Annotated in this window: 16 protein-coding genes, 1 tRNA gene and 1 pseudogene; 2 read left to right on the top strand and 16 right to left on the bottom strand. The window is 34.7% G+C overall.

Features of this window, described 5'->3' with window-relative positions; genetic code table 11:
- Positions 1-12: 12 nt before the first annotated feature.
- The 3 genes from LNP81_RS11830 to LNP81_RS11820 form a co-directional block, all read right to left on the bottom strand.
- Positions 13-249, bottom strand: coding sequence for a hypothetical protein (locus LNP81_RS11830; protein WP_230036061.1), 237 nt, complete (start codon positions 247-249; stop codon positions 13-15).
- Positions 250-362: 113 nt separating this feature from the next.
- A complete protein-coding gene (locus tag LNP81_RS11825; RefSeq protein WP_230036059.1) occupies positions 363-1,718 on the bottom strand; it encodes a HEPN domain-containing protein in 1,356 nt (451 codons plus the stop codon).
- A 290-nt stretch (positions 1,719-2,008) separates the two neighbouring features.
- Positions 2,009-2,809, bottom strand: a complete 801-nt coding sequence (locus LNP81_RS11820; RefSeq protein ID WP_230036057.1) for a hypothetical protein — start codon at positions 2,807-2,809, stop codon at positions 2,009-2,011.
- Between the two features lie 443 nt (positions 2,810-3,252).
- On the opposite strand from LNP81_RS11820, the gene LNP81_RS27350 reads away from it, so the two are divergent.
- Together LNP81_RS27350 and LNP81_RS11815 are read left to right on the top strand one after the other, a co-directional pair.
- On the top strand, positions 3,253-3,387 hold the full coding sequence (locus LNP81_RS27350) for a hypothetical protein (RefSeq protein WP_255700748.1): 135 nt from the start codon (positions 3,253-3,255) through the stop codon (positions 3,385-3,387).
- 646 nt (positions 3,388-4,033) lie between these two features.
- A tRNA-Ser gene (locus LNP81_RS11815) sits at positions 4,034-4,121 on the top strand.
- Positions 4,122-4,292: 171 nt separating this feature from the next.
- Here LNP81_RS11815 and LNP81_RS11810 read toward each other — a convergent pair.
- The 13 genes and pseudogenes from LNP81_RS11810 to LNP81_RS11745 all read right to left on the bottom strand — a co-directional run bounded on the left by LNP81_RS11810 (position 4,293) and on the right by LNP81_RS11745 (position 15,069).
- Entirely contained in the window at positions 4,293-4,574 is a 282-nt protein-coding gene (locus LNP81_RS11810) for a helix-turn-helix domain-containing protein (RefSeq protein ID WP_230036055.1), read from the bottom strand.
- 48 nt (positions 4,575-4,622) lie between these two features.
- Positions 4,623-5,045: a hypothetical protein gene (locus LNP81_RS11805; protein ID WP_073411894.1), complete on the bottom strand. Its 423-nt coding sequence runs from the start codon at positions 5,043-5,045 to the stop codon at positions 4,623-4,625.
- An 18-nt stretch (positions 5,046-5,063) separates the two neighbouring features.
- Positions 5,064-5,351 carry a hypothetical protein gene (locus LNP81_RS11800; protein WP_073411892.1) on the bottom strand — a complete coding sequence of 96 codons (288 nt, stop codon included), beginning with the start codon at positions 5,349-5,351 and terminating at the stop codon, positions 5,064-5,066.
- 5 nt (positions 5,352-5,356) lie between these two features.
- Positions 5,357-6,142: a hypothetical protein gene (locus LNP81_RS11795; RefSeq protein ID WP_230036053.1), complete on the bottom strand. Its 786-nt coding sequence runs from the start codon at positions 6,140-6,142 to the stop codon at positions 5,357-5,359.
- Between the two features lie 27 nt (positions 6,143-6,169).
- Positions 6,170-7,000 (bottom strand): conjugative transposon protein TraN, encoded by an 831-nt coding sequence (gene traN / locus LNP81_RS11790; protein WP_230036051.1) that lies wholly within the window; start codon positions 6,998-7,000, stop codon positions 6,170-6,172.
- Positions 7,001-7,018: 18 nt separating this feature from the next.
- Complete coding sequence (gene traM, locus LNP81_RS11785) at positions 7,019-8,314, bottom strand: conjugative transposon protein TraM (protein ID WP_230036049.1); 1,296 nt, start codon at positions 8,312-8,314, stop codon at positions 7,019-7,021.
- 4 nt (positions 8,315-8,318) lie between these two features.
- Positions 8,319-8,777: a hypothetical protein gene (locus LNP81_RS11780; RefSeq protein ID WP_230036046.1), complete on the bottom strand. Its 459-nt coding sequence runs from the start codon at positions 8,775-8,777 to the stop codon at positions 8,319-8,321.
- Positions 8,774-9,382 carry a conjugative transposon protein TraK gene (gene traK, locus LNP81_RS11775; RefSeq protein WP_230036044.1) on the bottom strand — a complete coding sequence of 203 codons (609 nt, stop codon included), beginning with the start codon at positions 9,380-9,382 and terminating at the stop codon, positions 8,774-8,776. The genes LNP81_RS11780 and traK overlap by 4 nt, the downstream gene beginning before the upstream one ends.
- 29 nt (positions 9,383-9,411) lie before the next feature.
- The gene (gene traJ / locus LNP81_RS11770) at positions 9,412-10,611 is read right to left on the bottom strand and encodes a conjugative transposon protein TraJ (protein ID WP_230036042.1); all 1,200 of its coding nucleotides are present in this window, start codon (positions 10,609-10,611) and stop codon (positions 9,412-9,414) included.
- A gap of 11 nt (positions 10,612-10,622) precedes the next feature.
- Positions 10,623-11,258, bottom strand: coding sequence for a hypothetical protein (locus tag LNP81_RS11765; RefSeq protein WP_073411880.1), 636 nt, complete (start codon positions 11,256-11,258; stop codon positions 10,623-10,625).
- A gap of 11 nt (positions 11,259-11,269) precedes the next feature.
- Complete coding sequence (locus LNP81_RS11760) at positions 11,270-11,884, bottom strand: hypothetical protein (RefSeq protein WP_230036040.1); 615 nt, start codon at positions 11,882-11,884, stop codon at positions 11,270-11,272.
- 14 nt (positions 11,885-11,898) lie between these two features.
- Positions 11,899-12,587 (bottom strand): annotated as a pseudogene (locus tag LNP81_RS27560) (conjugal transfer protein TraI).
- Between the two features lie 13 nt (positions 12,588-12,600).
- Entirely contained in the window at positions 12,601-15,069 is a 2,469-nt protein-coding gene (locus LNP81_RS11745; protein WP_230036034.1) for a TraG family conjugative transposon ATPase, read from the bottom strand.
- Positions 15,070-15,095: the final 26 nt, after the last annotated feature.

The following is a 15,095-nucleotide window of genomic DNA, read 5'->3' as shown; positions in this document are numbered from 1 at the left end:
TAATCTGCTTTTTTACAATCTCTGAAATTCTGGAGTACTGTCAATCGGCATTCCAAATGCATCTTTTTGGGTTCCGCTATAAAACACTTCTTCGGTCATATAATAAGTAAAATCTTTTTCCCTAATCAATTCGTTCCAAAATTTGTCAATTTCCTTTTTGTCACCAGTTAATAAAATTTCAGTTGATTTTGCTATTCCAGTTTTATTTCTGCACACTTGGAATCTACCCGTACTATGTTTTATTGCCATTTTTTATATATGATTATAAATAAATTATTTGCTAATGTGTTAAATGAAACTGAATACTGATCCTTGATAAGGACAAAAGTGTTGGAGGAGAAAGTTTATTTTATGCTACTTCTTTATTTTGTAGCATAAAACAATAGCATTTTCTTATTGTCTTTCGAACTGTCTATTTGCAAAGCATTCTCCGTAACAAAATTAACGACTTTGCAGTACATACGATAAATCACAATAAAATTTATTTCTTTACTATTAAACTGTGCATTGTGAACTATATTATTTCGTTCTTTAATTACCTTGTTGACTTGTTCCAATGCCTCTGTTTTCTCGCGGTAGTATTTCAATGATTTATTCAATCTATCAAATATTTTAGGTACCTTATCTCCTTCATTGTCTAAAAGCAATGCTTCTATTGCAATATTTATATTGATAATTTTATCTTCCTCATTTACTGCTTTCACACTTCTTCTGAAGTATTTGAGGGAATTGCTTATCTTGTGGTAAATATTAAAATTTCGATCCCCTGACAGTAGATAATTCTTATTTCCGGCAAATATCTGGTCAAGACATTTGATTGAATCTTTTTCCCACTTTACTATTTTTTTTGTACTTGATAATAAGTCAATATTTAAATGCATTTCATTAAACAGCAGATCGTACTTATAATGAATTGGCTTGCAAAGCATAGATTGGTTAAATCCGTTAATTGTCAAAAAATGCTTTAAATCTAACGTTTCCCAATTATTAGTCCTTTTTGTAGAAAAAAGTCCACCTAAATGAGAATTATCACTTCTTAAAACACTTACAAAATAAAGTTGATTTGTGATATGGGCTAATTTTTCCAAAATTATAGCCTGATTCTCATATGGAGTAAGTTGGGAAAAATTAAAACTAAAAAGCAAAAGCGGATTCCGTTCCAGCCATTTTAGGTTTCTTGATAAATAAAAATGTTTCAAATCTTCAATTTTCAATCGTTTGCCAGTTTGCTTCAAGCAAAATGAATTAATTAATTTATTGGTTTTCTCGATTGAATTAGTTTGAGTGGAGATCTGAAAATCTTCATACATCAATGAAGTTAAAGATCCATTGAAAAAGTTTTTAATACCTAAAAATTGAAATCCAAAATTATGTATGGGAAAAATAACCACTGACTTACCTCCCAGATTGCTTAGTTGTACCTCGTTAAAAACATCATTAATAAAATTACTAATTGCAGAATTTTGAACGCAAAAAAATATTATTTGATCAAGACCACTAGAAGAAATGTAAAATTCATTCTTTTTAAACTGAAAATCAAAATATTTTTTTATGGCATCAAGATACTCTACTTCCCTATTTGCTTCTGCTTCATTTATGCTAGATGCTTCCAAATACCAATCTTCGAAGCAATCAAAATTTGAAAAAATATTCTTATTTCTTACAAATCTCTGAATCGAGTTTTCGCAATTTTTTTTTAGTTTATTCTCCTTGCTCATAAATTATAAAAAAAGGTTCCAATTATACAGTTTATGCAACTATTTATACTCAAAATATTCTGTTAAGCAAGTGCTAAATCATTCAAATGCAAAACCATCGTTCATTTAATTTTTAAGTACATATTGGCTTTATAATTTTTTACACGATATATCTATTTTTTAACCTAGTTGATCACTTTTAATACCTACCATAAACTTCAACAATCTTTAAAGCTTCTTCCACAAATAAAAATAAAGCGATTAAACAAATACTGCCAATACACTCAGATCTGGCAAATTAGATTATCTGTCTAAAATGGCAAACCACTGTCATTGTCTGAAACATTCCAAGACAAATTTTGGACCATCTTCTCATTTCTTGCTAAGGTTTCGTTAATTTTTAAATCAAATTGTTCAGGCAATTGAATCAGCAAATCTTTTAATTCTGAGATGAATGCAACCTCTCTTGGATTATTACTGCTTGTTACTTCCGTAACTTCTGTTAGCCTCTTTAAGTCTAATCGACGCATGACTTCATCATATCCTCGTGATAGTTTTGAATTCAATGAATGGACATCTTCCCAAGTTTTAATGTTATCAATTTCACCTGCACTTTTCCATCCAACTCCCAATTTGAATCTAGCTGTGTCTATTGCGTAGTGAAGTAAAATTGTTTCCTCATCCTTTAACCTACCTTCTTGGAGATCCTTAAAGAGCTTGTCTACCTGTGTATTATTGCTGTATGTATTAATTATTCTTTTTGCAGAATCTTCAACTATCACTTTTTCTTCTACTTTGGCTGTAATAATAGGATTTGCACTATTCTCCTTTTTTACAATTTGGCTTAGTGACAAACTTAGTTTCGGAGTTTCGAAAGAATTAACCTTTTCAATAAACTCACGTATCTTTTGACTGACGAAAACCGTTTTAGTCGAAATTGGAAATAAATTGCGAAGATTTTCGACAAAGTCAATTACTCTATCGTGATTATTTATCTTGAATCCCCTTTCTCTAGGATCGAGTGCCCCACTTTGGAACTCTGAACTTGATGCTTTAAATTCAGGTGTAAATATAATTGTGTGTTCATTTTCTACAATCCAAGCTGCTCCCATCTCATTAAGACATGCCACACTAGAATAATATTCTGAAGAAAGAAGATAAATAACATACGGTTTCTCGGTGATCCTAGCCCTCAGCCAATTGAAAATATTTTGACCTGTAGGAATACCAAATGCGTCATTGCTTGTGTAATTTGTTCGTTGTTAACACCAACAGCGACCAGCAAGTCTACAATGGCTTGTCCGTAGTTCGCGTTTCTAGACGAGTGAGAAATAAAAATTTTCATTATTGAATTTGATAAATTAAGTAATTAAAATATTTAATTGAAACTTCAGACATTGGAAGCTGAAACCCTCATTATTTGTCGTATATGCGAGACAACTGATTACACATCTGCATTTATCGAATGCGATGTCCGACAATTTTCGTTTTTCTCTTGCTTTCAAAAATAGGATTTTTATTTCATAAACCATCAAACCGTATTTTTATTTTTTTGATGGCTTTTTGTATTAATGGAATTACATACTTTGCTACAAGCGTTAAAGCATACAACATTCATCCCGAATCTGAAGATCAAGATTCCTATTTTTACTATTATGACGATTACGATCAATATGATTATGAGAAATAAAAAATGTCATATGGCGGAAATGTCGCAAGCTCCAGACTGGCTAATTGGGCACGATGAACTTCCATTTTAGCTAAATCGTGGAAAACCTCAAAAAACTTCCAGCTGATCAAATTCACCAGGTGAACTCAGAGATTGTTGAAAAGCGTCATTCTCATGGAAGCACACCTTCAAGATTATAATCTTTTGCAATCCCTGTATTCTCCATTTCATTTTATAGCAACGCTTATTAAAGTACTACATTTCTTACGGTAATAAATTACAATTATTTACATAAGTAAGACATTTGCTTCATACTTCTTCTAACAATTTGGAATAAATTAAACACTTTAAATACCAAAAATTTTAAACTAAAACTTAACAAACTTGACATGTAACATATGATGCAATTCTCTAAATTTACCTCAAAATGTGAACGGATACATAACTCTTTTTAACTGCGCTTGCTATTTGGATCCTAACTAATCATTAGACATACGGTTGAAAATTATTCTAAGAAAAAAAATGCGCTCCTCTTGGATTTTATAAATGATTTTCTTCGCTTATGATGCTGATATCCTTTTCTTCATAAATAGTATCAAAAAAATTTCTGCATTTAAAAAAACATTTTATCTTTGCACCCGCAATGAGCAAATGATTGCGTCTTACTGGAGGAATGGCAGAGCGGTCGAATGCGGCAGTCTTGAAAACTGTTGACTGTAACAGGTCCGGGGGTTCGAATCCCTCTTCCTCCGCCAGATAAAGTCAAAAACTTGACTTTAAAAAATAAAAATCCTTTAAACATCAGTGTTTAAAGGATTTTTCATTTGGAATGGTATCGAACCCTGCTTGAAAAACAGTTACCATTGTGGTTACCCCTCTCTATTTTGTGCTGCTTTTTAAATCTGGGTAACTGCATAAATGCTGGATTATGATTCGTTGCTTTTAAGTATTTTATCAATCTTGCCACTGTCATATAAAAAAATATCTCCCAGCTTAGTGTAGGGCAGAATTCCGGTCTGCCTGTATTTTATAATAGTGTTATTGGACAACCCAAACATTTTTTTTAAATCTTCATTTCTGTAGTATTGAGGCCTCAAGACTTTTCCCTGGCTGATTTTTGAATCAATTGTTTCCAGTCTTAACACAACAGGCTCTATTAACTCCTTCACTTTTATTATAAAAGCCATTTTCTTTTCATTACTATTCATTGCTCGTATTTTTAATGTTTAACTTTTGCTCGTATTTTTTTATAAAAATTACCAACCTTCAAGCCTGTTCTTTCTTTCTGAAAGAATCAATATCAGTCTTTCTAAAAACCTTAGCTGTTTTTCACGATACGTAAATCCGATGCATTCTGAAAACTGTTTATTTATTGTAGTAATTCTCACCTGGCAGCCCTCATCCCCTGCATAAGTGAAATGGGTGCAGATAAAATTTTGAAAAACGCTTCTGTTTTTCCTTTTGTCAGTACGGTCAAAATACAGTAGGCCTTCATCCATCAGAGTGTAAAAAAGACTGGCTGTTTCAAACTTGTTAAGTGCACTTTTACACTTTTCCGAATTTACATTTACACTGCCGGCTGCTTTATTTTCGTCCTTTTGCTGGAATATAAAATTTTCCAGCCGCTCGAGTTTTAATTCAAAAAAAAGTAACCTATCAGTATTAAGTATTTTTTTCATAGTGCCGCGTTTTTTATTTTAATCTGAATGAAAATATATACTGCTTCTTTTATTTTTATTCTTTGTAGGCAAGTAAATCACATAACCATATGCATCCAGCTCGCGCATACATTTATGATAGGTCTTTGGTGAGGCTATTTTAGCTATATTTTGAATTTCTATACTGTAAGCCTGCACCGGATTTATAAAACCCTTATCAATTCGGAACTGAAGTAGGGCAGCATATATGGCAATATGAGTCGTACTGATTCGAAAGTCTTTTTCAATGGCCAGAAAAAAGGCTGATAAAGGTTTTAAATTATCCATAACCTTTAAATTGAATTACCTTGTTTCTTTTTTTTTGTATTTTTCTGTGGCCCTGGCCCCGATTCAGCATCTGCATCTTGGTTCTGCTTTACATCCTTACCTTGTGCTTTTGACTCCGATTGTTTTTTCTTCTGATCATTGATCCTCTGCATTGAGCTATCATAGACATTAACTGTTTTAAAATGCGGATTTGCTTCCACAAACTGTTTTCGTTCCTCTCCCGCAATTACGAATGTAACAGACTGAAGATTTCCTTTTTTGAGTGAGTTTATCAAATCTTCCTTGTACTTAGGAGTTTCCAACTCTTTAATAGGATGTTTAGACAGACTAGCTTCAAGATCATAACCGTAATTCTGATGATAATGATTGAGTTTAAAGTTTCCTTTTTCATCATCAGCCACTTTGAAATCGATCTTGATCCAAGCATTGTACACTTCCCCTTCTTTATTTTTAAGATCCTTATTAACTGCCCTGCCTTCCATTAAATTGTAGGCTTCCTTAGCTGTTATGTTATTATCTCTATTGATGTAAAAAGTCTGCGATAATTCCTCTGGTTGTCCTTCTTTTTGAATTTTCATATTGTATGAATTAAAAAAGTACATATCACTCTGCTCCGACTTCTTGAAATTTAATGAAGTCAAAACGGTATCAGTCCCATATTTGGCCTCATGATCCAATTTAAATTCGAGGTTTCCTTTTTGGATATTCTCTACCAATACATTTTCCAATCCTTCGCCAAATCCAGTATATTTTAACTGATCTTTCAAGTATCCTACATTTTTCTCGTTCATGATCTTTAATTTTAAATTAGTATTTGTTTATAAGTTTGACAGTATTTCTACATCAGTTAGATCACTGTTTTTAATGTTTAATTCGAGATGCCTACCTCCGTTTTTTTCGATTAACTCAAGGGTAAAAAGTTTCTTTTCCGGAATAGTGAATTTGGGTATCGCAAAAACAAGAGTAAACTCAGACTGATCCGAAATTTTAGAAATATCAGACGTTGTAAAAAGAGGAAGTACTTCCAGTTCCTGAGAGGCTGTACGTTTTGATTTCTTTTGATCCCTGATAAAAAAACGAAGCTGATCTACATCATAATTAATCCTTGAATTATTTCCCAGCAGTACTCTAAAATACATTACATCCTGATGAATGAATATCCCGTTTACTCTGAGCTGTACAGAAAATCTGCCTGTACTAAGTCCCGATATTTTTTTCTTTTTTGACAATGCCAATTGCGAATACTGCTGAACTTCTTTTTGGTTTTGATTCTCTGCAGAAAAAAGCACCTCTTTATCAGAATTCGAACTGTATTCTGCCGTTAAAGTCAAAGTGGGACACAGTTCATCAAAATTTAAAACAAAACCGTAAAGTTTTCCATCTGCTGTAACAACCGTCAAATTCGTTTGCGCAAAGTTTTGTTTGCCAGCCTTTAGCAATAAAATATTTTCTACACCTTTTGCTTTCTGCACCAAAATATCCTGACTGCCGCGATCCACACTTTTCACTGCGTACGGAAATACAAGACTTGTTGTTTTAGCGTAACTTAACTGCACATTATTAGCTTTAACACTTTGGCTCTCCTGAGAGAATCCTGTTATACTAATGATCAAAAGTCCAATGATTAACCATGATTTAATATTTTTCATCTTTGTAATATTTAAGTGTTATTTGGCATTTTTTTCTTTCTCGTCATAAAGAAGCACTTGATAGCCTGCTTTTACAACCACCTTTATTAATTTTACTTTTTTGCTTAATAGTGATTTAGCGGCCTCAACACCCATTGTGGCTGCCTGTGCTCCCCATGAATCACTCAATCCTTCTATACCGATGCTCTGCATGGAACGGTCTGCTGAAGCTTTTGCAACATCTCTGTTTATCGCTCCGGGAATATAGATCCCATCAATGCCATCCATATCGTAAACAGAGAGTTCTACTGGAAAAATCGAGTTCTTAAATTTGATCGTGTTGATCTTAATCTCCAATCGCTCTCCTTTTAAAGAGGCTGTTCCGAAAACAAAACTGTTTCTCGGAATGAATGTTCCATTAATAAAAATATCACTGGTTAATCTCAGTTTTACTATTGAACCGTTTACAATAGACTGCGTTTCATGAATTACCGCTTCTAGCGCATTCTGGACCTCATCATTTATATCCATTTCGTCTAAAGAATAAAAAGAATTAGCGTTTGCTGTAGTGGCTGACTGCTTCACAGCACCGCCTTGCAGTGAACTAACATGCCCTTCTTCTAACTTTTTATTGACAGTAAAGACTTTTCCTTTTTGGCTTTTTGAGGTCTGTCTTAATCTTTCCTGTACACGCTCAGGATGCTGAATATCCAGTATATTTTCCAGCATCCCTCCCAATTGTTTGAGTTCAGGATCAGGCTCTGAAGGTGCATTCATAGCAGACATCATTTGTTCTAAATTTTTCATCTCTTCTGATGCAGTATTGGAAGAATTTCGATATTCGAATTCTCTCATATCTTGATCACTGCTTATGGATTTGGGCGGCTCGGCAATTGCCTTTTGAAGAGCTTCTAATTTTTGATACATTTTCTGTTCATTCTCCCCCCTGAAAGAACTTGTGTTTAAAGCAGTTTTTCCTTTTCTAAACATTGCAGGATCTATATCCGATTCGTTTGAATCTAAGGCGGAATCTTTCGATAGTCCCGTCATTGAATAATTGGGATCTTTTTTGATCTGTTCCTGCAGTTTTAAGGAGTCAATTGTTGCCTTATCATAATAACTCATTTTATCCAGCGCAGAATCTTCTTTAAATTTCGGATTGGGGAGAGCGATATTAAAACCTCTTTTTTCTTCTTCCACATTACTAACAGCATTACCTTTACCTCCGCCTAATGTCCAAAATAACATCGTTAAAAAAGGAAGCGTTATAATTGGCAGAACAAGTAACATTTTGCGCTGTTTAAGCTCTTTGAGTGTCATTGTTTTCTTTTCCATGGGTTTATTTTTTAAAATTCGTTTTATAATAATTTTCAACAAACACAAGACTATCTAAAAGGCCCGGTCTATAATTTTTGATACTATCGTAAAGTTTCTGTCCTTCTTTTGATTGCTTAAGACTGTCTAGATAGGAGTTAATGCGGATAATCTTTTCAAATTCTACTTTTGATAACACTCTATCATTTGTTCTAACCTGTACCGGTTTCATAACTACAGATGTAGAATTAGAAATAATTCCGATCGCTACGGACTTTTCTTTAGAAGAGAAAGCGCCGTATATATTATAAATACTGATACTTCCACTGGCAGTTATAAATAGCATAAGATAAACAACAAGACTTCTCCTTGATAAATTCGACGTTAATCCGCTCATTTTTTTTGCCCATTTATCCTTTATCAACAGATAATATTTCTGATTGATTTTAATTTCTTTCTGATTTTTAAATACTGACCACATCATTTCCTGTTTTCAACTCCTAAATCCTTATTCTCTATAGTATTCCAACGTTCTATCAAAAACCCATGAGGGTTATTATCACTTCTTGATACATTTCTGAGTGTTCCTTCAGTGATCAGGTTTCGATTTAATATACTGGTCGTTCTTATAATATTTTGCTTTGCATAGCATTTGAAATGATAGGGATATTCATTAGTATCAATATTGATGCTGTCAATTGAAATCGTTTGGCTGATATTCCCCGAAATAATACCGGAATAATAGCCGTTCTCTTTTAGATCATCATACACTCTTTTGGCTGTATCATCCGCCAGGTAAAGTGCTTTGGTTATATTGGATTTAATCACTTTATCATCTGGATCGAGGGTAAAGAAAAATCGGTGAAATGTTTTCACATGATCACGAGCTTCCACTGGAACATTATCCTTTCGATCTGAGGAATAAGCCTCCAAGGCTTTACCATTTACCAGAATGTAAACCCTGTCTTGCATCAGAGTAACAGCTGTAAAACTTTTGTAAAGCGTATAACAACAGATAATAATGCAGCCGACAATCACAAGCATTGTAAATCCTCTGACATAGCGAAACGCTGTGTCTATATTTTTCATTTTGGTAAACATGATGACGATGATTTAGATTATTTAGAATTTCCCTTGAGTTTGTCACTCATATAATTTCCTTTCTCTTGAAAATATGGAGATTGTGCCGAGGAAGAAGACATGCTTTGCGACATTTTTCCAGCTGCATTTCCCATTGAATCCATTACCATTCCAGCCCCTTGAGAGGTTCTTGCAATAACTGAAGAAGTCGAGTTTCCAAAAACACTGGTCACTTTTTGCCCAAGGGCTCCACCTCCACCGGCATGTACAATATAGTTAGCTACAGATGGCACTGTGAAATAACCGACAATACCGATGATCATAAAAATTAAATATCCCATATCAGTCCGGCTGAAAAAAGTATCTCCCGAGGTATTGATTTGAGAGATATCCAGTTTGAGCATCTGCTCTTGAATTTTACCTATTATACTTCCAAAAATATTGGCAACTGGAAGCCATAGGTAGATGTTTATATATCTGGCCAGCCAGACCATGAGCGTATGCTGGAATCCGTCAAATACTGCAATTCCAAAAACGAGCGGACCTAAAATAGACAGCACTACCAGTTGGAAAGTCCGCAGCGTATCAATACACAATGAAGAGGCCTCGAAAAGAATTCTCAGAATTTCGCTCACCCATTCCTTGACAGAATTTCTAAAACTATACGAAGCCTTTTCCATTGCAAACTTTACATCATTGCCGATTCCTTCGAGCATACCTTCATCGGCTGGATCAGAATCACTATGTGTATACTTGTACCATCTATCGCGGTCACCTGTTCCCAAAACACCAACATACATTTTCCATGGATCACTTTCTTTCACTGCTTTTTCTTTCTCCTTTAGAAGAATCCCTATCGCTTTATTGGATCCCTCCACCATTGCCCCTGTAGCTGTAACTGTTGGTTTCATAACCCCATTTATTAAATAAAGCACTGATGGAAAAATCATGATACAAAAGCCGATCACAAAGGGTCTGAAAAGCGGATAGAAATCAATCGGTTCCGCATTGGCAATATGACGCCAAACTCTCGAGGCTATATACCAAATCGTTGCAAATCCGGCTATACCCTGTCCCACTCCAATCAGGTTACTGCACAAAGGCATCATCTGATCATAAAGTTGTTCCAACACACTATGCAGACTTCCAATCTCACCTCCGATTCCCTGCGCATGGCTTAAAAAAGGCATAAGTAAAGCCAGGGCTGCAAAAGCAGTCCTTTTATTTAGATTTACCATATTAACAAGAGTTAGTTTTTTATTTGGTAAGTATCACGTAGTGCAGTTACATCATTTTTCTCTTTAGTACGCTGCAGAGTCAGGATATTCGATGAAGAATTAAAGGCTTTTAGAAATAGTACTTTCTCCTGCATATCGAGGTATATTTTATCAATGGCCTCCAATCTTTCATCATCCGACATTCGTAATTTATCAGCGGTAACAATTGTGGCGAGCTCATCAAGATTTCTCAGACTTTGTTTGGACAGATTGGAATATACTTTTTCAAAGTAGTTAATTTCCTGGACGGTAAAACTTCCGCTCTTACTAAAGCGATTGACAGCCTTTTTACTTTCCTTTATAAGCAACAGCTGGTAGTTTACAATATCTCCGACCCTTTTGTAATTCTTAACCACTGGACTTACCTGCATGAGCGCATCGAGAAAAGTTTTATGAAGAGAAAAATTCCCCTGAGACAAATCTTTAACCGCTTTATAACCACCGTTTAAAATTTCATAGCCTTTTTTCATATCACTCAAAATCTTCTTAAACTGGGAGAGTTTTTCGATATTCAAGATCAGCTGCTGGATTTCCTGAGACTGTGCCTGCACTTTACAAGGAGGACATAACAGCAGCAACAACGCAATAACTAATACTAACTTTTTCATCACTGATTTCTTTATAAGCCAAGTAAAACATGACTTTGTTTAACATCATTTTTCTCTTTAGCCTTCGATAAGGACAGTACTTTTATCTCTTGATTAAAATTTTCACAGAAAGAATAATCGTCCAACATCGTTTCATGTAGGCCATCGATGCGTTTTATCCTCTGGTCATCGGTCATTTCAAGTTTAACATCAGTTGCAATTACCAAGAGCTGATTCAGCGTTTCATTGCAATTATCAATCAGCTTATCAAAAGTTCTTTCGATATAATCCAATTCGTTTCCATAAAACAAATCATCTTGTCGCAATTGCTCGAAAGTCTCTTTATAAACCTTTATGATTTTGATTTGTAAAGCGATAATCTCTGCCACTTTCACATAGTGTTGTACTTTTGGATTAACTTTTTTAAGCGAAATCAAATAATCACTGTGCAGATTTACCTCTCCTTTTTTCACATCTCCAATAAAATTAAGGCCATTTTTAACAACAGTATAACCTTTTTTAGCATAACCGATATAGGTTTGAAGTGCTGCTATTTGTAACAGCAAAACCTTTCTTTGCTTGGCCTGTGCTTGTATTTCTTGCGAACTAAGACCAATAATAAACAGCAACAATAGTATCTTTTTCATTTTATTTATGTTATTTACGGAATTCCGTAAAATTGTTTGACTTTATTTATATCGTTCGTGGTTTTGGCTCTTTGCAGGCTTAAAAGAATATTCTGCTCGTTAAAAAGTGTCAGATCATCGTAATTAGCATCAATCTGATCAGCGGCAGCATTAATAATCTCTAGCCTTTTAAGATCACTCATTTGTGTAGTAAAAGACTCTATAATTAAAAATATCTGATCAATATTTTTCATACTGTCTTCCAAAATTCCTGCATAAACCTTTTCCATATAATCCAGTTCAGAAGCATTAAAATGACTGTCTTGTTTGAATAAGTTCCATGCTCTTTCATACTCCTGAATTAATCTGGTCTGTTTTGGGAGATCTCCTTTATTCTCTGGTAATAGGTAATGATTGATTTCACTTTTTGCAGCTCCTCATAGTAGTTTTTATAAAGATCACGCTGCTTTTTAGTCCAATTTGAAATCTCATCCAGCTTTAATTTCGACAGCGTATTCTCTACCTGTTTTTGTGCGTTCTGCAGCCAGATTGTTTTATTCTGTAATCGCTGAATCCCCAAATCAATGGCTTTAATTACTTTTTTTGTTACCGCTTTCACAATCTCAAGTATGGGAAGAGCGGCTGCACTTTCAGCTGGTCGTGCTGGTGTACTGATTAAAAACAGGCACAACATACAAGTGAGTAATTTCATTTTTGTCTTCATCTTTCCTTTTCATTTAATTTCCATTTCTCATGTCAAACGCCAGTGCGGCTATTCCCTTCTTTATATCGCCATCATACTTTTTGGCATAAGCATTCACTTTAACTTTTTCACTTTCTTCAGTTGTATAAGCCAAATATTCCTCTAGCGAAACTTCCGTTCGATACACTTTGGATTGCATTCCCCCCAATGAAATAAACACTTCCTTATATTTTTTATCAGGATCATTGGACTTATTTACCGATAACACCAATGCTTTTTCTTTTTCGGTCAAACCTAAAAGCTCTTGAATCTGATCAAACTTATTCTGATACTTACTTTGATCCAGTAGGATCTTACAATCGCTGTTATTGATAATCGCCTGTTTAACCACTGGAGAAGAAATAATGTCTTCCACCTCTTGGGTAACTACAATAGCTTCTCCAAAGAACTTCCTCACAGTCTTAAATAAATACTTGATATATTCTGCCATTCCCTCTCTGGCAATAGCTTTCCACGCCTCTTCGATCAAGATCATTTTACGGATTCCTTTAAGCTTTCGCATTTTGCTGATGAATACTTCCATAATAATGATCGTCACAACCGGAAAAAGTATAGGATGATCTTTGATATTATCAAGTTCAAAAACAATAAAGCGTTCATTTAAAAGTTCCAGATTTTCCGTTGCATTCAGCAAGTAATCAAACTCTCCATTTTTGTAATAAGGACGAAGTACATACAGAAAGTTATTGACATCAAAATCTTTGTCTTTTACCTTATCACTTTCGAGTATGGGAACAAAATCATCTTTTAAAAATTCATAAAAAGTGTTGAAACAAGGAAAAATATCTTTATTAATCTTCAACTTTTCATAGTATAATTGCAGAGAATTGGAAAGGGCAACATACTCACTTCTATTGAAGGTTTCATCGTCTTTTTTCCAAAGCGCCAAGAGCAGCGTTTTAATACTTTCTTTTTTCTCGGTATCCAAACTGTCGCCCTCACTAATGTAAAAAGGATTGAATCTTATAGGATTCTTTTCGTCGTAAGTGAAATAGTATCCGCCAACCATATCACATAAGCCTTTGTAACTATGCCCGACGTCCACAAGAACAATATGTGTCCCTTGTTCATAATAACTTCTGACCATATGATTGGTAAAAAAAGATTTCCCGCTTCCCGATGGCCCCAGTATAAACTTATTACGATTGGTGCAAATTCCTATCTTCACAGGCTCATCACTTATATCTACATGAACAGGTTTTCCTGTTAACCGATCTCCCAATCGAATTCCCATTGGGCTCAATGAAGATTTGTAACCTGTTTCCATATTTAGAAAACATACAGCCTGTTCTGTGAACGTATCAAAAGTGTCGTTCATTGGAAAATCAGCTGCATTTCCGGGTATTCCAGCCCAGTAGATTTGAGCTGCCCCAACAGTTTCTTGTTTGGCGGCCGCATCCATCTGCGCCAGTGCTGATGATACTTTGTTCTTGATATCTTTTAACTCCTGTAGATCTGATGTCCAAGCCAGTACATTAAAATGTGCCTTGACAGGTAATCTTTGTTGAGAAATTGCCTCGTTTAAAAAATCGTTTGTAGCATCTCGCGCAATTAGATTTTCTCTGCTGTAAGCCGATAAGGACTGCAATCGAAGTCTTTTACTCTCTAATTTTTGAATGGTCTTCTGCGCGTCCTCAATAAAAATATACTGGTTGTAGATATGATTACAGGATAATAATTGTCCTAATGTCGAAGCAAACCCTACACTGAACTTTGTTTTATCAGTAGAATACCGGTCATAATTAATTCTGGATCCGCATAAGGCTGGCAGATCAGCTGCATCTCCTAAAGTAAACAATTGGCAGTGTTTGTCTCCCACCTGTAGTCCTTCGTTAAATTTAATGTCCTTGTAAACAAAAGAAGTTTCACTTTCCGATAAAAAACAATATTGCTCTACAAGTCCAATATTTCGGCTTTGGCTTTTAAGCTTATCATTTCTTAAACGGGTAAGTTTTACAAAACCACTGTCCTCCATAATCCTTTTAAACTGTCCCGTACTATCAATAAAATCCTGTAGCAATTGCGCTTTTAGCGTTTCCTCAGGGACTAGTGAACTCCTAATGAGATTTGAGAACAAAGAACTCGAGTTCTTTCTTCCTGCCGGTTTTTTAGTAATCATAATATAACAGGAATGGTCCAAAAATGGTCTTTCGTTAAAAAACCGCTCACTACTTCTACTTAGAAAACTGCTGTCGTCCCTTGTAAAATCTGCCTTATATTGACTCTCCAAAAACCAATCCTGCTTATGAAACACACAAAACTTTGGAAGTATTTTTATCGCTTTTATCCAAGACTGATGAAACGCTTCATATTCCTGATCTGATAAAGTAAAAATCTCAGGAAGCTCTGCTTTAAAAACTACTGTCACATCACCTTGCTTGGACAATATACAGTCGTACTGTACATCCATAATTGGTAAAACATCATCTATCACTTTCTCCATCTCTGCTCAATTTTACCATTAACACT

This window comes from Flavobacterium piscisymbiosum (assembly GCF_020905295.1).
Classification (GTDB): domain Bacteria; phylum Bacteroidota; class Bacteroidia; order Flavobacteriales; family Flavobacteriaceae; genus Flavobacterium; species Flavobacterium piscisymbiosum.
The sequence above is the reverse complement of the archived record's forward strand: the minus strand, read 5'-3'. Positions and strand labels throughout refer to the sequence as shown.